The 15,452-nt window shown below is 45.7% G+C and carries 21 protein-coding genes; 16 read left to right on the plus strand and 5 right to left on the minus strand.

Annotated elements, in window-relative coordinates; all coding sequences use genetic code 11:
* Positions 1 to 6: 6 nt before the first annotated feature.
* Genes ICN15_RS00570 through ICN15_RS00585 form a run of 4 tightly spaced genes read left to right on the plus strand, consistent with a single transcriptional unit; the run spans position 7 to position 2,285 of the window.
* Positions 7 to 420 carry a rhodanese-like domain-containing protein gene (locus tag ICN15_RS00570; protein WP_216200570.1) on the plus strand — a complete coding sequence of 138 codons (414 nt, stop codon included), beginning with the start codon at positions 7 to 9 and terminating at the stop codon, positions 418 to 420.
* Between the two features lie 17 nt (positions 421 to 437).
* On the plus strand, positions 438 to 692 hold the full coding sequence (gene grxC, locus ICN15_RS00575; RefSeq protein ID WP_216200571.1) for a glutaredoxin 3: 255 nt from the start codon (positions 438 to 440) through the stop codon (positions 690 to 692).
* A 22-nt stretch (positions 693 to 714) separates the two neighbouring features.
* Positions 715 to 1,236, plus strand: a complete 522-nt coding sequence (gene secB / locus ICN15_RS00580; protein WP_216200572.1) for a protein-export chaperone SecB — start codon at positions 715 to 717, stop codon at positions 1,234 to 1,236.
* A gap of 26 nt (positions 1,237 to 1,262) precedes the next feature.
* Positions 1,263 to 2,285: an NAD(P)H-dependent glycerol-3-phosphate dehydrogenase gene (locus ICN15_RS00585; RefSeq protein WP_216200573.1), complete on the plus strand. Its 1,023-nt coding sequence runs from the start codon at positions 1,263 to 1,265 to the stop codon at positions 2,283 to 2,285.
* 7 nt (positions 2,286 to 2,292) lie between these two features.
* Here ICN15_RS00585 and trmL read toward each other — a convergent pair whose 3' ends face one another.
* Positions 2,293 to 2,763: a tRNA (uridine(34)/cytosine(34)/5-carboxymethylaminomethyluridine(34)-2'-O)-methyltransferase TrmL gene (trmL, locus tag ICN15_RS00590; RefSeq protein ID WP_216200574.1), complete on the minus strand. Its 471-nt coding sequence runs from the start codon at positions 2,761 to 2,763 to the stop codon at positions 2,293 to 2,295.
* 25 nt (positions 2,764 to 2,788) lie between these two features.
* A complete protein-coding gene (locus tag ICN15_RS00595; RefSeq protein WP_216200575.1) occupies positions 2,789 to 3,532 on the minus strand; it encodes a ComF family protein in 744 nt (247 codons plus the stop codon).
* A gap of 23 nt (positions 3,533 to 3,555) precedes the next feature.
* On the opposite strand from ICN15_RS00595, the gene ICN15_RS00600 reads away from it, so the two are divergent.
* From ICN15_RS00600 to ICN15_RS00630, 7 genes are all read left to right on the plus strand, one after another.
* Positions 3,556 to 4,359, plus strand: a complete 804-nt coding sequence (locus tag ICN15_RS00600) for a methyltransferase domain-containing protein (RefSeq protein ID WP_255532809.1) — start codon at positions 3,556 to 3,558, stop codon at positions 4,357 to 4,359.
* A gap of 186 nt (positions 4,360 to 4,545) precedes the next feature.
* Positions 4,546 to 5,703, plus strand: a complete 1,158-nt coding sequence (gene coxB, locus ICN15_RS00605) for a cytochrome c oxidase subunit II (protein WP_216200576.1) — start codon at positions 4,546 to 4,548, stop codon at positions 5,701 to 5,703.
* 40 nt (positions 5,704 to 5,743) lie between these two features.
* The gene (gene ctaD, locus ICN15_RS00610) at positions 5,744 to 7,363 is read left to right on the plus strand and encodes a cytochrome c oxidase subunit I (protein ID WP_216200577.1); all 1,620 of its coding nucleotides are present in this window, start codon (positions 5,744 to 5,746) and stop codon (positions 7,361 to 7,363) included.
* Positions 7,347 to 7,478 (plus strand): cytochrome oxidase small assembly protein, encoded by a 132-nt coding sequence (locus ICN15_RS00615; RefSeq protein WP_216200578.1) that lies wholly within the window; start codon positions 7,347 to 7,349, stop codon positions 7,476 to 7,478. The genes ctaD and ICN15_RS00615 overlap by 17 nt, the downstream gene beginning before the upstream one ends.
* A gap of 16 nt (positions 7,479 to 7,494) precedes the next feature.
* Complete coding sequence (locus tag ICN15_RS00620) at positions 7,495 to 8,088, plus strand: cytochrome c oxidase assembly protein (protein ID WP_216200579.1); 594 nt, start codon at positions 7,495 to 7,497, stop codon at positions 8,086 to 8,088.
* Positions 8,085 to 8,279 carry a DUF2970 domain-containing protein gene (locus ICN15_RS00625; protein WP_216200580.1) on the plus strand — a complete coding sequence of 65 codons (195 nt, stop codon included), beginning with the start codon at positions 8,085 to 8,087 and terminating at the stop codon, positions 8,277 to 8,279. The genes ICN15_RS00620 and ICN15_RS00625 overlap by 4 nt, the downstream gene beginning before the upstream one ends.
* 29 nt (positions 8,280 to 8,308) lie before the next feature.
* A complete protein-coding gene (locus ICN15_RS00630; protein WP_216200581.1) occupies positions 8,309 to 9,163 on the plus strand; it encodes a cytochrome c oxidase subunit 3 in 855 nt (284 codons plus the stop codon).
* A gap of 64 nt (positions 9,164 to 9,227) precedes the next feature.
* Here the strand turns inward: ICN15_RS00630 and ICN15_RS00635 are convergent, their stop codons facing one another.
* Positions 9,228 to 9,440 (minus strand): twin transmembrane helix small protein, encoded by a 213-nt coding sequence (locus ICN15_RS00635; RefSeq protein WP_216200582.1) that lies wholly within the window; start codon positions 9,438 to 9,440, stop codon positions 9,228 to 9,230.
* A 14-nt stretch (positions 9,441 to 9,454) separates the two neighbouring features.
* On the opposite strand from ICN15_RS00635, the gene ICN15_RS00640 reads away from it, so the two are divergent.
* Genes ICN15_RS00640 through ICN15_RS00660 form a run of 5 tightly spaced genes read left to right on the plus strand, consistent with a single transcriptional unit; the run spans position 9,455 to position 13,517 of the window.
* A complete protein-coding gene (locus ICN15_RS00640) occupies positions 9,455 to 10,234 on the plus strand; it encodes an SURF1 family protein (RefSeq protein ID WP_255532810.1) in 780 nt (259 codons plus the stop codon).
* The gene (locus ICN15_RS00645) at positions 10,231 to 10,890 is read left to right on the plus strand and encodes a hypothetical protein (protein ID WP_216200583.1); all 660 of its coding nucleotides are present in this window, start codon (positions 10,231 to 10,233) and stop codon (positions 10,888 to 10,890) included. The genes ICN15_RS00640 and ICN15_RS00645 overlap by 4 nt, the downstream gene beginning before the upstream one ends.
* Positions 10,887 to 12,014 (plus strand): heme A synthase, encoded by a 1,128-nt coding sequence (locus ICN15_RS00650; RefSeq protein ID WP_216200584.1) that lies wholly within the window; start codon positions 10,887 to 10,889, stop codon positions 12,012 to 12,014. Before ICN15_RS00645 ends, ICN15_RS00650 begins: the two co-directional genes overlap by 4 nt.
* Positions 12,011 to 12,904 (plus strand): heme o synthase, encoded by an 894-nt coding sequence (gene cyoE / locus ICN15_RS00655; protein WP_216200585.1) that lies wholly within the window; start codon positions 12,011 to 12,013, stop codon positions 12,902 to 12,904. Before ICN15_RS00650 ends, cyoE begins: the two co-directional genes overlap by 4 nt.
* 7 nt (positions 12,905 to 12,911) lie before the next feature.
* Positions 12,912 to 13,517, plus strand: coding sequence for an SCO family protein (locus ICN15_RS00660; protein WP_216200586.1), 606 nt, complete (start codon positions 12,912 to 12,914; stop codon positions 13,515 to 13,517).
* A gap of 2 nt (positions 13,518 to 13,519) precedes the next feature.
* On the opposite strand, the gene rpoH is transcribed toward ICN15_RS00660, so the two are convergent.
* A complete protein-coding gene (gene rpoH / locus ICN15_RS00665) occupies positions 13,520 to 14,461 on the minus strand; it encodes an RNA polymerase sigma factor RpoH (protein WP_216200587.1) in 942 nt (313 codons plus the stop codon).
* A gap of 92 nt (positions 14,462 to 14,553) precedes the next feature.
* Entirely contained in the window at positions 14,554 to 15,444 is an 891-nt protein-coding gene (gene ftsY, locus ICN15_RS00670; protein ID WP_216200588.1) for a signal recognition particle-docking protein FtsY, read from the minus strand.
* Positions 15,445 to 15,452 lie beyond the last annotated feature (8 nt).

Genomic DNA, 15,452 nt, shown 5'->3' on the forward strand with positions numbered 1-15,452 from the left:
CCGGTGATGAACTTTCTCACGCAAATTGATAATTTAGCGCTTATCGCCCTCATGTTGGTTTCGGGCGCGGCGCTTTTCCTTCCCACATTATCTACGCTAATCAGCGGAAAAGGCTTATCCCCTACCGAAGCGACCATTTGGATAAATCGTCGCAAGGCGGCTGTTCTAGACTTGCGCCCAGAAGAAGCATTTAAAGCAGGGCATTTGCCAGGCGCAAAGCATGTCCCATCCAATGAGATCGCCGCTAAGATTGAAAAGTTGAAGCTGGACCGTAAGAACCCACTGATTTTGGTTTGTGAAACCGGTGTGAGTTCTCGTAAGGCGATTGCAGAGGTGCAAAAGCTGGGCTTCGCTGAAGTTGGTGCCTTAGATGGCGGTGTTCAGGCATGGCAGGCTGCAGCGCTGCCATTGGTTAAATAATTCAGCGAGGTTTAGGTATGGCACCAGTCACGATGTACAGCACTCAAGTTTGCCCTTACTGTGTGATGGCAGAGAAGCTCTTGCAGAAAAAAGGTGTTGCTAATCTAGAGAAGATTTTGATTGATCGGGACCCTGCACAGCGCGAGCTCATGATGACTCGTACGGGGCGCCGTACTGTCCCTCAAATTTATATTGGGGAAACTCATGTTGGTGGTTACGACGATCTAGTTGCTTTAGACCGTGCTGGCCAACTTGACCCTCTATTAGCTTAAAAATTTACTCAGAAAGTTCCCCATGACTGAACAAACTACTTCCGCTCCAGATGCAGTTGATAACTCAAAAAATCCTGGTTTTCGTATTCAACGGATCTATCTCAAAGACTTATCTTTAGAGCAGCCGAATGCCCCGCAAATTTTATTGATTGCAGCTGAGCCACAAGTAGAGGTTGAAGTGGATGTTGAAGTAACTCGCTTGGGTGATGAGATGTTTGAGGTTGCCTTAATTTCGACAGTCACTGCCAAAGTGGAGGGCAAGGTACTCTTTTTGGTTGAGGCAAAGCAGGCTGGCATTTTTGAATTTAATAACATCCCTCCCGAGCAAATTGATCCTATGTTGGGCATTGCTTGCCCAACTATTTTGTATCCTTACTTGCGTTCGAATGTTGCCGATACCATTAGCCGTGCTGGCTTCCAACCAATTCATTTGAATGAAATTAACTTCCACGGTATGTATGAGCATCGCATCATGCAAGCCGCACAAGCTGCTGCAACGGAGAGTAGCTCTGCAGATGAAAGCAAAATTATTCTTCCGCACTGAACCTGATTAGCCAAAGCCCACAGATCATGAAAGTGACACTGCTTGGAGCTGGCTCTTGGGGGACTGCTATGGCGGCGCAAGCTGCGCGTTATCTTCAAGCGGGAGAAGTTTGTCTTTGGTCGCGCAATGCCAAGCAGTTAGAGGGTATTCAAAAGACGGGTGAAAATACAGCGTATTTGCCTGGCGTCACCTTGCCTGCGGGTCTGCAATTAGAGGATGTTTTTGAGCGTGCTATTACACGCCTTTCGGAAAATGATCTTCTGGTAATCGCCACCCCAATGTCAGGATTGTCAGAAACCGTGGCAAAGGTATTACAGCTTGCTAAACATTCACTTAATATAGTTTGGTTATGTAAGGGTTTAGAGCCCAGCACCGCGTTATTGCCACATCAAGTAGTTGCTCGCGAAGATCATTTGCATAGCCACGGTCTGCAACATGCGTATGGCGCACTGTCTGGGCCTAGTTTTGCTCAAGAGGTTGGCAATGGCATGCCTTGCGCACTAACAATTGCTAGCAAATCATCTGCATTGTGCGACCTGGTTCAAGGCGCCTTTCATCATGGCAATATGCGTATCTATGCCAGCGATGATTTAGTCGGTGTTGAATTAGGTGGCGCTATTAAGAACATCTTAGCCATTGCGGCTGGTATTGGTGATGGTTTGGATCTGGGACTAAATGCACGAGCCGCAGTCTTAACCCGTGGTCTCGCCGAGATGATGCGCTTGGTTAAGGCAGCTGGTGGTAGGCCAGAGACCTGCATGGGATTGACTGGTGTAGGCGATTTGATTCTGACTGCTACTGGTGATCTCTCTCGCAATCGTCGGGTAGGTCTCGCTCTTGCTGCAGGAAAACCATTGCCTGAAATTTTGGATAACTTAGGGCATGTTGCAGAGGGCGTCTTGTGTGCTTCTGCTGTCGGTAGTCTTGCTAGTCGCCTGGGTGTCGAGATGCCCATTACTGCCATGATGAGTGAGGTGTTATCCGGAAAACTCTCGCCGCAGAACGCGCTTAAAAAACTGATGGGGCGCGATCCTAAGGTTGAAGCCTAAGTTTCGTCTAGCCTCCTCCTAGCAGTTCATTTTGGCGCCAAGCTTCATACACCACAATCGCTACCGTATTTGAGAGATTCAAACTGCGACTGCTGTCTTGCATTGCTAGGCGCATTTGATTAGGTATTGGAATAGCGCTCCTAACTTCTTCCGTAATTCCTTTGGTCTCCGAACCAAAAATAAAATAATCATCAGGCAAGTATTTGCCATCATGAAACTTTCCAGATCCTTTGGTCGTTAAGGCAAAGAGGCGATCAGGTTGCGGCTGTTCATTTGCCAGAAATTGAGCCCAATTTTGATGTACTTTTACTTTGGCGAACTCATGATAGTCAAGACCTGCTCTACGCAGTTTGGCATCTTCCATCGGAAAACCCAGTGGCTCGATTAAATGTAACTTTGCACCTGTATTTGCGCAGAGGCGAATGATGTTGCCTGTATTGGGTGGGATTTCTGGTTCAAATAAAACGATATTAAACATAGCCTGATCTTTGTACCATTCTTCGTTACGCTGGGCGAAGTGTTCTGAGTAGAACCCAATTAATCACCCGGGATACGCCATTGTCCTTCAGAACGTAGGCGATTTCATTTAAGGTGGCTCCGCTGGTCATCACATCATCAAATACGATGACGGTTGTAGACTCCAGGCTTTCCCAATATTGAGGGTTAATGTAGAACATGCCCTCAATGGCTTTGTAACGATTGATGCGAGTTTCATTCGCCTGATGTTGTGTGTGATGGTGACGCAGCAAAATATAAGGATTTTTATTTATTTGGCTCGCACAGTGAATACGCCTAGCTAACTCCCAACTTTGATTAAATCCTCGAGCGCACAGTTTTTCTTGGCTTAGGGGAACTGGTAGTAAATAATTTGCATGAAGATTGCTTAAACTCGCGGCCATCAATTGACCCCATGCAGATGCAAGTCCATGAGCGCAAGCTAAGCGCCGCTGATATTTCAGTTGATGTAGGGCGGACTGTAATTTACCTTCATAGCGATCAAGGCAGTATGTTGCATCAAAGTAGGGTGGATGAGTTACGCATTCAAGACAACGTTGTTCACTAATTTCATTGATCTGAAGGGGGAGGCCACACTGCTGACAACATTCATAGTTTGAAAGTTGTTCTGTGGCTAAGCCCGCGGCGCATTCAAGACAAAGAGTGTGTTGTTGAAATATCCCGCAAACAATACAGGCACTAGGCAATAAGTAAGAGCAAATAACTTGAAGTAGATTCTCTATTGGATGCATGGGCCGCTGAGTATACTGAGCCAATGACCCAATCAATCAGATGGCTTCAGGATGAAATTGCAGACCGAATGCTGCAAAAATTAAACATCGTGAAACTGGAGGTAAAGGATGTACTTGTCATTCCAGATTTCCCCGGTACACATGCGCATTTTCTGACAACCCGTTTCCCGGGAATACGTTTTCATAGCGCACCTGAAGTAGCGTTATCTGGCTTTGATTTATTGAAATTGAGGGCGACGCGTTTTTGGAATTCCAGAATGCGATCTATATCCTCACTTTCCTTGGATGACTACAAAAAGACAGGGCGATTTAATCTTCCCGATCATTCGGTTGATTTGGTGTTCAGTGTCTTGTTCATGCATGATTTAGTGGAGCCAAAGCGTTTTTTGCAGGAGTGCTGGCGAGTGCTGAAAGAGGGAGGGTTACTCACTTTTAGTTATCTAGGCCCAGATACTGCTAAGGAGCTTTTCTCTGAGGATTTGTTACAGCAACTACCCCTGACTAGGTTGGCTAGCCCATGGGATATGCACGATATGGGTGATGCCCTATTGGGCCAACGTTTTTCTGATCCAGTGATGGATATGGAGTTCCTGAACTTAGACTATGAGTCTGAAAAAGTTCTTTTGGCGGATGCCATGGCCTTACAGTTGCTTGAGCTTGAAGGTCAAAATAGCGCGCCAGCCAGTCCATTACCTAAAAAGCTCACTTTAGAAGTAATTTATGGACATGCCTGGGCTTTGGGAAAGCATTTGGCTAAAGCGCAGGATCATGTTGCTTATATTGATCCCAGCCAAATTGGACGCATTACTAGAAATGATTCTGCTTAAGTGTAAGTATTCACTATCTTTTTCACCTTTGCTTGATAATGCCTGAGACAAGCCTGGGTAGCTTGGTTTGTCGTTCATCCGAATTAACCCTATAATCAGGTCTATCGAAATAGCTTGATACCGCATTTTTTGACTCTCTGAGGCTGTATTGCTTCGGAATTTCAGAAAAGATAAACAGAGAATAAGATGAATTTATTTGGAAAAGTCACTAGGGCATCGCTCTTTTTAGTCGCTGCGTTTGGCACAGCGTTTGCTCATGCTGCAGAGAACATGCCTGGAGGTCCAGCCGTAAATCAGCTCAATTTTGCTGCACCCGCAACAAAAATTATGCAAGAGATCCATTGGCTACATTGGATGATGTTGGTAATTTGTGCGGTGATCTTTTTTGGTGTTTTTGGAGTGATGTTTTATTCCATCCTCAGGCATCGCAAGTCATTGGGAGCAAAGTCCGCTTCATTCCATGAGAGCACAACAGTTGAGATTATTTGGACCGTGATTCCATTGCTGATCGTGATTGGAATGGCTTTGCCAGCAACAAAAACAGTAGTAGCTATGAAAGATACTACTAATTCAGATATCACCATTAAGACCACTGGTTATCAATGGAAATGGGGCTATGACTATATTAAGGGTGAAGGTGAAGGCATTAGCTTTTTATCCACACTCGCTACTTCGCGTGAAGCCATTAACAATCTAGCACCTAAATCAAATACTTATCTGATGGAAGTAGATAACGAAATGGTTGTGCCAGTTGGTAAAAAGATTCGCATGATTACCACTGCAAACGATGTCATTCACTCCTGGACCATTCCCGCATTTGGCGTGAAACAAGATGCGATTCCGGGCTTTGTTCGTGATGCTTGGTTCCGTGCTGACAAGATCGGCGTCTACCGTGGTCAATGTTCGGAATTATGTGGCGCACAGCATGCATTTATGCCGATTGTTGTGAATGTCGTTTCTCAAGAGGATTACACCAAGTGGGTAGAGCAGAAGAAAAAAGAAATGAGCTCTACCGCAGATGATCCATCCAAGGTGTACACCTTAGAAGAGCAAAAAGAGCGTGGTGCAAAAGTGTATGCAGCAAACTGTGCAGCATGTCACCAGCCTAACGGCAAAGGTGCCGGTACATTCCCCGCTTTAGATGGCAGCAAGGTTGTCAATGGACCTAAAGAAGGTCAATACAACATTTTGCTTAACGGTAAGGGTGCAATGCCGAAATGGGCTGGCGTACTTTCTGACGGCGACATCGCTGCAGTTATTACGTATACCCGTAATTCCTGGGGCAATAAAACGGGTGACATTGTTCAGACTCAGGACATTATTACTACTCGCGCAGGCAAGTAATTTATTTATTCATACAGATCAAACTAAACCGGAGTAATCCATGAGCACCATTTCCACTTCCCACGATCAAGCACATGATCATGCGCATGATGATCACACGCCGCACGGATGGCGTCGTTGGTTGTTTGCAACCAACCATAAAGATATCGGTACGATGTATCTCATCTTTTCATTCGTTAGCTTGCTAGCGGGTGGGGTAATGGCCATGGGGATTCGTTTGGAGTTGTTCCAGCCAGGCTTGCAATATTTCCGCCCGGAATTTTTCAACCAGCTCACCACCATGCATGGCTTGGTAATGGTGTTTGGCGCAATCATGCCGGCGTTCGTTGGATTTGCAAACTGGATGGTGCCATTGCAAATCGGCGCATCCGATATGGCCTTTGCCCGTATGAATAACTTTAGCTTCTGGATTCTTCCAGTAGCGGCTACTTTATTGTTCGGCTCTTTCTTAGCTCCTGGCGGAGCGCCAGCCGGCGGTTGGACTTTGTACGCACCATTGACTTCACAGATGGGCCCAGGTTTAGATATGGCCATTTTTGCGCTTCACTTATTGGGCGCTTCTTCCATCATGGGCTCGATTAATATCATTGTGACCATCTTGAATATGCGTGCTCCTGGCTTGACCTTGATGAAAATGCCCATGTTCTGCTGGACTTGGCTCATCACTGCTTATTTATTGATCGCTGTGATGCCAGTGTTGGCTGGTGCGATCACCATGGTTCTCACAGACCGCCATTTCGGTACCTCTTTCTTCTCCGCAGTGGGCGGTGGCGACCCAATCATGTTCCAGCATATTTTCTGGTTCTTTGGTCACCCAGAGGTCTACATCATGATTCTTCCAGCGTTTGGAATTGTGAGTGAAATTATTCCTGCTTTTTCTAGGAAAACATTGTTTGGTTACAGCTCCATGGTGTATGCAACTTCATCCATTGCGATCTTGTCATTCATCGTATGGGCTCACCACATGTTTGCAACCGGTATGCCAGTGACAGGTCAATTGTTCTTCATGTACGCGACGATGTTGATCGCTGTTCCTACTGGTGTAAAGATTTTCAACTGGGTAGCCACGATGTGGAAAGGTTCAATGACCTTTGAAACTCCGATGTTGTGGTCAGTTGGCTTTATCTTTGTCTTTACGATGGGTGGCTTTACTGGCTTGATCTTGGCGATGGCGCCAATTGATATTGGCTTGCAAGATACCTATTACGTAGTTGCTCACTTCCACTACGTCTTAGTAGCAGGCTCACTATTTGCAATGTTCGCTGGTTTTTATTACTGGTGTCCTAAGTGGACTGGCTACATGGCCAATGAAACTCGCGGCAAGATCCACTTCTGGACTTCCATGATTTTCTTCAACATCACCTTCTTCCCAATGCATTTTCTGGGCTTAGCAGGTATGCCACGTCGTTATGCTGACTACCCAACTCAGTTTGCGGATTTCAATATGTTGGCTTCTATTGGCGCTCTTGGATTTGGCTTATCTCAGGTTTACTTCTTAGTATTCGTGGTGTTGCCAGCTTATAGCGGTAAGGGCGAAAAAGCGCCTATGAAGCCATGGGAGGGCGCTAAGGGCTTGGAGTGGACTGTGCCATCACCAGCGCCACACCATACCTTTGAAACTCCTCCCACTACTGAAGAGTTAAATGCTGCAGGAGTCTAAAACTGCTCTACAAAAAACCCAGTCTGCCCGTAATCGCAGATTGGGATTGATTCTTTTAAGTGTTGCTGCGGTTTTCTTTATCGGTATCGTTTTTAAGTGGAGCGTATTGAACTAATATTCAATCAATACTCATGTCTGCTATTGCTTCCATCAACCGCCAAATATTGCTGAAGTTACTGATTGCCTCAGTAATGATGTTTGGTTTCGGTTATGCATTAGTGCCAATGTATAAGGCCTTATGCGAAGTGACGGGTATCAACGTAATCACAAACAAGAATGATTATGGTATCCGAGCTTATAGCCCCAATAAAGTGGGTAATACTCAGGTGGATTACTCTCGCGTGGTGACAATTGAGTTTGACTCTAATAGCCGCGGCCCATTTACATTCCGCCCTGTAAAGAATTATCTGGAAGTGCATCCAGGTGAAATGACGGAAATTGTGTATGAAGTCACTAACAATATGAGTCGCCCAGTAGAAGCCCAAGCTATTCCGAGTTACGCACCTAAAAGTGCCATGGAGTTTTTTACGAAATTAGAGTGCTTCTGTTTTCAGCAGCAAACCCTGGCAGCTCATGAAGTTAAAAAAATGCCAGTGGTATTTGTGATTGATGCAGGCTTACCCGCTGATGTAAAAACCATTACTTTGTCCTATACATTTTTTGAGTTGGGTGTTGGTCAGCAACCAGCAGGCTCAACAACGCCTAAGTCGAAATCGGCATCATGAGTAAGAAAAATACTTTTATGCAATCCATGATCGCTGTCATGTGGGCTTTTTTGGGCGTGCGTAAGAAATCAGGATTGCAAGAAGATGTCGCTTCACTTAGTTTTGTCCACATTATTATTGCGGGAGTACTTGGTGCCTTAGTATTTATGGGCGCACTCCTTTTGATAGTTAAAGCAGTTGTTTCCCATTGATTATTTTTTGATTGAATAGAGAGAATAAGATGTCATCCAATTCAACCCCCTACTATTTTGTCCCTGGACTATCTGGTCATCCCGCTGCAGCAGCATTAGGTTTACTTGCCTTCACGGCTGGTATGTCTGGTTGGGTAAATCATGCAGCCTGGGGCGGTCCTGTTACCGCAGCAGGTGTTCTTTGGGTTTTGTTTGTTCTGTATCAATGGTTTGGTGAGACTATCGCTGAATCCAATGCGGGCAAGAACGGCATTAACGTTGATATCTCCTATCGTTGGTCGATGGCCTGGTTCATCTTCTCCGAGATCATGTTCTTTGCTGCCTTCTTCTCAGCCTTGTTCTATGCCCGCAATATTGCAATGCCTTGGATGGGTGATGTGGAGAGCAAATTACTATGGCCTAACTTCACGGCTGTATGGCCTAATGATGGCCCTGCAGGCTTGGTCGAGAAATTCACAACCATGGGCCCATGGCCAATTCCGACTATTAACACCTTGCTACTCTTAAGCTCAGGCGTCACTGTGACTTATGCTCATCACGCGATTCGTGAAAATCACATGAAGCAGGCTATTTATGGCTTGGCCGCTACGGTAGCTCTGGGTCTGATCTTCTTAGGATTTCAGGTATATGAGTATTACCATGCTTATCATGAGTTAAATTTAAAGTTAACTTCAGGCATTTACGGCTCCACCTTCTTTATGTTGACAGGCTTCCACGGCTTCCACGTCTTTCTGGGTGGCTTGATGCTAGCAATTGTCTTGCGTCGGATGATTCGCGGTGACTTTACCGCTGAGAACCACTTTGCTTTTGAAGGTGCGGCCTGGTATTGGCATTTTGTGGATGTGGTCTGGCTTGGTCTCTATATTGCCGTCTACTGGATGTAACGAATAAAAAATCGGGGCTTCATGCCCCGATCTAATTTAGATTGCTGCTTTTGCTGCGAATAGCTTAGTTTGTTCCGACCCGGACTCCGGTAGCCTCAATCCAGCCAAAATAGTATGCAATGAGTATCCCAAGAAATAGCATTACAGAAAGACCGATTCGTAGCATTAATGAATAAACCATTCTTGAGCTACCGCCCTTATCTTTCATCATGAAATACAGCGCAGAGCCCAAACTCCCTACAATGAAGAGTAGTGCAACTGGAATAATCCATTTCATCTTAAAGTCCTTAATTGAATATTTTTTCTAGCTTAATTACAAGTCGTATGGTCGCTACTTTATCAGCCTTAGTAGTGATTGGTATCGGTTGTAGTGCGGGTATTTGGCAATTAAACCGAGCAGAACAAAAAATACGCTTGGGTGAATCTCTGGCAATTAAGTTGGCGATGCCGATACTGAACGCGAATACTACAGATTTGTCCTTAGAGTTGGCTACAGAGCGCCGCATCACAGTGCGTGGACGCTTCCTAGTAGAAGAGGCAGTATGGCTTGAGAACAGACCAAGGCCGATTCCAGAGGGGATCGCTAATAGTGCACAGGCTGGTTTTTATTTAATGATGCCGCTGCTACTGGAGGATCAAAAAAAAGTGCTTTGGATTAATCGGGGTTGGGCTCCACGTAATAACCTTAATCGGGTGGAGTTGCCGCCAATTAGTACGCCAGAAAGTGCTGTAGTAATTGATGGAGTGGGTTTCTCACATCCTGGGAAGGTTTATGAGCTAGGGCAGCAGGCTGAGGTAATGAGTAAACCACGCATCGAGCAAAATTTTGATTTAAGTAAAGAAACCAAATTGCATTCTTGGAATCAACTCCCCTTTATTGTGAGGGAGTCTAGCTCTAATAAAAGTGATGGTTTAGTCAGAAATTGGCCCTTACCAACAAATGGTGTCGATCGCCATTATGCTTATGCCTTCCAGTGGTTTGCATTAGCCTTATCAGGATTCTTATTTTGGCTCATCACTGGGTTTCTGAAATATCGGCGAGAACGCGTTGTTAATGGAGATAGAGTGTGAGTGATAAAGAGTTGTTAATTCCAGCTTCACAAATAGATGCATCTGCGATTAATGCGCGGACCCGACGTGGTCGTCTGCAGATGTTGTTCTTATTACTTGCATGCGCCTCGCCTGTCATTGCCTCCTATTTAGCTTATTACGTTTTTAAGCCCGAAGGTGCTAAGACAAACTTTGGAACATTGGTACAGCCAGTCCAAGAGATGAATGCTGCCTGGTTTGATATTCCATTTAATGGGAAGTGGACTTTATTAGTTGCGAGACCTGCGGGCGAGTGCACTGTTAAAGATGAATCTTGTTTAGAAGCATTATTTTTAATGCGTCAATTACGTATTGCTGTGGGTCGAGAAAGTGGCCGTGTACAACTTGTTTGGGTCAATATCGATGGTAAGCCGGTGGATCCTGAGGTCTTGGCTGCTTATGACGAGCAAAAGGCTGGATTTAAAGTATTGCCATTGCCTGCAGATCCAAAATTAACTGCAGATTTTTTAGCTTGGCTTAATCAGGATGGAGCAGGTCAGAAGATTCAGTTGATTGATCCAAGTCCTGCCAAGATGATGGTCTTTCCGGTAACGAGCTCGCCTAAAGAATTTGGCAACATCAAAAAAGATCTTGAGAAACTATTACGCCTGAATCGTAGGGGCGAGAAACTGCAATGAGCAGTCTCTTACTATTCGGTGAGCTTGCTGCAATTGCTCTGATTTTTGCTGGCCTTCCTTTGCTCTACCTATGGACAAGGCCAGGCTATAACTTTTTCCAAAAGCTCAATTGGGTATTGGTCTTCATCACCTTTGATCTGATTGTATTTGGTGCTTTTACTCGCTTAACCGACTCCGGTCTAGGTTGTCCTGATTGGCCAGGCTGTTATGGCACCTCAAATCCGTGGCATGCACTGGGAGAGATCAATCTGGCTGAAGCGGCAATGCCTACTGGTCCAGTCACAGTCATTAAGGCTTGGATCGAAATGATCCACCGCTATTTAGCAATGACGGTAGGTGCCTTGATTTTGATTCAGGTGGGCTTTGCCTGGACTAAAGTGAGTCGTTTAGGTAAAGCACCTTTGATGGGCAGTTTGGGTTTGTTGATCTTGGTTTGTGCGCAAGGTGCTTTTGGTGCCTGGACAGTCACTCTGAAGTTGCAACCGATTATTGTCACCATCCACTTAATGCTTGCATTAGTTCTATTGGCTTGCTTAACAGCGTATGCGCAGCATACTTGGCAAGATCCATCTTCTTCAGTGCGACAGTTGCAATTGCAACCACTGTCTGCGAAGTTCTTCTTATTGGCTTCTGTTGTTTTGGCTACCCAAATCTTTTTAGGTGCGTGGGTCAGCACAAATTACGCTGTGCTGGCCTGCCCTGATTTTCCGACTTGTATGGGTTCTCTCTGGCCAGAGACGGCCTGGCAAGAAGGTTTTTCATTATGGCGAGCACTAGGCATGAATGCGCAAGGTGAATTTATTTCTCCAGTAGCCTTGCAAACTATTCATTGGGCACACCGCGTCTTTGCAATCCTGGTTTTGATCGTTCTAGGCAGCTTCGCTATTAGTGTATTGAAAGTGAGTAATCCCGCTTTGTCACAGATGTCTCGTTTTGCAAAATTATTATTAGCGCTTCTAGTTCTACAGCTGTTGACTGGCATCTCCAATGTGGTTTTTCAATGGCCGCTAGCAGCTGCCCTCATGCATACTGGAGGTTCTGCTGCATTGGTTTTTTGCTTAGTGAGACTAAGTCAATGGGCCTCTTGGAGCCCCTCCATTCCTATGAAGATGGCTAAATCATGAGTAAATCCATATCCTCTGTTCCTGGGTCTATGCCACGCTGGCGCCAGTATTGGGTGTTGACTAAACCACGCGTCACTCAGCTCGCTGTTTTTTGTGCCGTCATTGGGATGTTCTTGGCAACGCCAGGAATGGTTCCTTATCCTGTACTAATTGGCGGTGTTGTAGGCATTTGGCTTTTAGCGGGTGCAGCCTTTGCAATGAACTGCTTGATTGAGCAGGCAGTAGATGCCAAGATGAAGCGGACTTCGTGGAGGCCATCTGCTACTGGTGAGGTCACCCCCGTGCACATTACTATTTTTTCAATGTTGATTGGTAGTGCAGGCGCAGTCATTTTGTGGGTTTTCTGTAATCCATTGACGATGTGGCTCACTGTTGCAACCTTTGTTGGTTATGCGGTGATCTACACCTGGCTTCTAAAGCCTGCAACTCCTCAGAACATTGTGATTGGTGGCCTCTCTGGCGCAATGCCCCCTGCTTTGGGTTGGGCGGCCGTAACTAATACCGTCTCTCCTGAAGCATGGCTTTTAGTGCTCATCATTTTTGTTTGGACTCCTCCACACTTTTGGGCGCTAGCTTTATATCGCCGTGATGATTATGTGCAAAGTGGATTGCCGATGTTGCCAGTGACGCATGGTGAGCGTTTTACGCTGCTCAATATTTTGTTGTACACCTTGATCTTGATTGCTGCGACATTACTTCCCTATATATACGGCATGAGTGGCTTGGTATATTTAATTTCCGCCATTATTCTGGGCTTGATATTTTTGGCCTATGTGATTGCTTTATTTATTTCTTATAGTGATGCACTAGCGAAAAAGACATTTAAGTTTTCTATTACCTATTTATCGCTACTGTTTGTAGTGCTGTTAATAGACCATTACTTCATTTGAGATCAACATGAATTTATCAACCTTGAGCATTCGTGCTGCCCGCATCTTGATGTTGTCATTATTGGTTTTGACTGTTTTGGCTTGCAGCCCAAAGCCCAGTTTTAATAATGTGGATATCACGGGTGGCAAGGCATTTGGTACCGACTTCAGTTTGCTTGATCCCGATGGCAAGGTGAGAACCTTAGCTGACTTTAAAGGTAAAGCAGTCATCATGTTCTTCGGTTATACCCAGTGCCCAGATATTTGCCCTACGACGCTCACAGAAATGCAGCAGGTCATGACTTTATTGGGTCCACAGGCCAATCAGGTGCAGGTTTTATTTGTGACGGTGGATCCTAATCGTGATACTGCAGCAATACTCAAACAGTATGTTCCCGCATTTGATGCCCGTTTTTTGGGTTTGCGTCCAGCGGATGAAGCGGCTCTAGAGAAAGTGGCTAAGGACTTCAAGATCTATTACAAGAAAGTGCCTGGTATCAGCTCTGGTTCATATACCATGGATCACACAGCAGGAAGTTATGTCTTTGATCCAGAGGGAAATCTACGCTTGTACATCAAGCATGCGCAAGGCCCAGAGGCCTTGGCGCACGATCTCAAAGCATTGCTGAAATAAAGTTAGGCGCCTTGAGCTTGAAGAAGTCCGCGCATTTTTTTGAGAGCAGCAGTCTCAATTTGGCGAACACGTTCTGCTGAAATACCATACTCACTAGCGAGATCATGTAAGGTTTTGGTACCGTTGCCCTCTGCGTCCATCGCCAACCAGCGTGATTGCACAATGTTACGGCTGCGATCATCCAAAGCCATGAGTGCTCGATCAAGCTGAGGACCATGTAATGCATCCGTTGCAGCTGCAGCCATTTTCTGAGTGGGCTCTTGGCTGTTATCAGCCAACCATTGAATCGGTGCATAAGCTGACTCATTGTCATTGTCATCGCCCTCTAAGGCAACATCGCCACCAGCAAGCCGCATTTCCATTTCCTTCACATCAGACCCTTTGACATCAAGAGCCTTTGCTAAGGCTTCGACTTCACTTGGAGTCAGTGCGCTGAGTGTAGGTTTGTTGCTACGCAAATTAAAGAATAATTTACGCTGGGCTTTAGTGGTGGCTACTTTTACTAAACGCCAATTCTTGAGAATGTACTCGTGAATGTCCGCCTTAATCCAGTGGATTGCATAAGAGACTAAGCGCGCACCTTGACTAGGGTCATAGCGTTTAACCGCCTTCATGAGGCCAATATTGCCTTCTTGAATTAAATCCGCATGGGGAATGCCATAGCCAAGATATTGGCGTGCAACTGACACCACTAAACGTAGATGCGAGAGAACTAACGTTTTAGCAGCGTCGACATTTTCAGTGCGACGAAATTCCTGCGCGAGATGCAGTTCTTCTGCAGCGCTCAGCATAGGTACGCGATTGACGTACGAGATATAAGAGTCGAGCGTGCCAACCCCAAGGGAAGGCAGCATCGGAAAGGCAAGCGAAGCCGCGGCAGTCTGCGCTGCCGGCAATGTTTGCCTTGCTTGCAATTGCGGTTTGTATGCTTTCTTTTGAACCATTTTTTTATTTAATTTTAGGTGTTTATAGAGTTCTATTTTAGCACTCTTGTCAAGAGAGTGCCAACAGTTTTTTAACTCTATAACTATCTGATTTAATTGAATAATTCTGAGGAATATTGGGCTGCAGTAAAGGGCGCTAAATCGTCAATTCCCTCTCCTTTACCCAGGGCTAAAACCGCTGGTTTTGGGCCATTATTTAAGGTGTGGGCAAGAGCGCAAATCACTCCCCCCTTGGCGGTGCCATCCAGTTTTGTAATGATCAATGCAGTTAGCCCTAAAGCAGTATGAAAGGCCTTCACTTGGCTTAAGCCGTTTTGACCAGTATTGCCATCAAGCACCAATAAAGTCTGGTGAGGCGCTCCAGGAAGAGCCTTGCCAATGACTCTTTTAACCTTTTTGAGTTCTTCCATCAAATGGTCTTGGGTGGCCAATCGTCCGGCGGTATCAATAATCAGAATGTCACTCTTCCGAGAAATCGCTGCATGAATGGCATCGTGCGCTACTGCTGCAGCATCGCCACTCTCTTGCATGATGACGTCTACCTGGTTACGCCCACCCCACTCAAGCAGCTGATTACGGGCTGCCGCCCTAAACGTATCTCCTGCCGCTAGAAGAACAGATTTACCTTGAGACTGAAAGAGGCGGCAAAGCTTGCCGATGGTGGTGGTCTTGCCAGCCCCATTGACGCCAATCACCAGCCAAATCTCAGGCATCGTTTTTTGTTCGTGCACATATAAAGGGTTAGGAATCGGCTCTAAAGGCAGCAATAGAGCGGTAACCTCTTGAATCATGAGTTTTTGGAGATCTTCTGGGCTATTGGCTTTTTCAGCTTTAGCAGCCTTGCGAAGTTTGCCCATCAGTTGCTCAGTCGTAGGCAGGCCCACATCACTGAGGATGAGGGATTCTTCTAGAGCATCAAACCAAGCTTCATCAGTCTGATTGGATTTAAAGAGGGATCCGAGGGTTTTACGTAGGCTGAACATAATCGATA

It is taken from the genome of Polynucleobacter sp. CS-Odin-A6 (assembly GCF_018882095.1).
Classification (GTDB): domain Bacteria; phylum Pseudomonadota; class Gammaproteobacteria; order Burkholderiales; family Burkholderiaceae; genus Polynucleobacter.

Bases quoted from the DNA above. Each gene is read 5' to 3' on its own strand.
- ICN15_RS00570 (WP_216200570.1), top strand. From the start codon at position 7: ATGAACTTTCTCACGCAAATTGATAATTTAGCGCTTATCGCCCTCATG.
- grxC (WP_216200571.1), top strand. From the start codon at position 438: ATGGCACCAGTCACGATGTACAGCACTCAAGTTTGCCCTTACTGTGTG.
- secB (WP_216200572.1), top strand. From the start codon at position 715: ATGACTGAACAAACTACTTCCGCTCCAGATGCAGTTGATAACTCAAAA.
- ICN15_RS00585 (WP_216200573.1), top strand. From the start codon at position 1,263: ATGAAAGTGACACTGCTTGGAGCTGGCTCTTGGGGGACTGCTATGGCG.
- trmL (WP_216200574.1), bottom strand. From the start codon at position 2,763: ATGTTTAATATCGTTTTATTTGAACCAGAAATCCCACCCAATACAGGC.
- ICN15_RS00595 (WP_216200575.1), bottom strand. From the start codon at position 3,532: ATGCATCCAATAGAGAATCTACTTCAAGTTATTTGCTCTTACTTATTG.
- ICN15_RS00600 (WP_255532809.1), top strand. From the start codon at position 3,556: ATGACCCAATCAATCAGATGGCTTCAGGATGAAATTGCAGACCGAATG.
- coxB (WP_216200576.1), top strand. From the start codon at position 4,546: ATGAATTTATTTGGAAAAGTCACTAGGGCATCGCTCTTTTTAGTCGCT.
- ctaD (WP_216200577.1), top strand. From the start codon at position 5,744: ATGAGCACCATTTCCACTTCCCACGATCAAGCACATGATCATGCGCAT.
- ICN15_RS00615 (WP_216200578.1), top strand. From the start codon at position 7,347: ATGCTGCAGGAGTCTAAAACTGCTCTACAAAAAACCCAGTCTGCCCGT.
- ICN15_RS00620 (WP_216200579.1), top strand. From the start codon at position 7,495: ATGTCTGCTATTGCTTCCATCAACCGCCAAATATTGCTGAAGTTACTG.
- ICN15_RS00625 (WP_216200580.1), top strand. From the start codon at position 8,085: ATGAGTAAGAAAAATACTTTTATGCAATCCATGATCGCTGTCATGTGG.
- ICN15_RS00630 (WP_216200581.1), top strand. From the start codon at position 8,309: ATGTCATCCAATTCAACCCCCTACTATTTTGTCCCTGGACTATCTGGT.
- ICN15_RS00635 (WP_216200582.1), bottom strand. From the start codon at position 9,440: ATGAAATGGATTATTCCAGTTGCACTACTCTTCATTGTAGGGAGTTTG.
- ICN15_RS00650 (WP_216200584.1), top strand. From the start codon at position 10,887: ATGAGCAGTCTCTTACTATTCGGTGAGCTTGCTGCAATTGCTCTGATT.
- cyoE (WP_216200585.1), top strand. From the start codon at position 12,011: ATGAGTAAATCCATATCCTCTGTTCCTGGGTCTATGCCACGCTGGCGC.
- ICN15_RS00660 (WP_216200586.1), top strand. From the start codon at position 12,912: ATGAATTTATCAACCTTGAGCATTCGTGCTGCCCGCATCTTGATGTTG.
- rpoH (WP_216200587.1), bottom strand. From the start codon at position 14,461: ATGGTTCAAAAGAAAGCATACAAACCGCAATTGCAAGCAAGGCAAACA.
- ftsY (WP_216200588.1), bottom strand. From the start codon at position 15,444: ATGTTCAGCCTACGTAAAACCCTCGGATCCCTCTTTAAATCCAATCAG.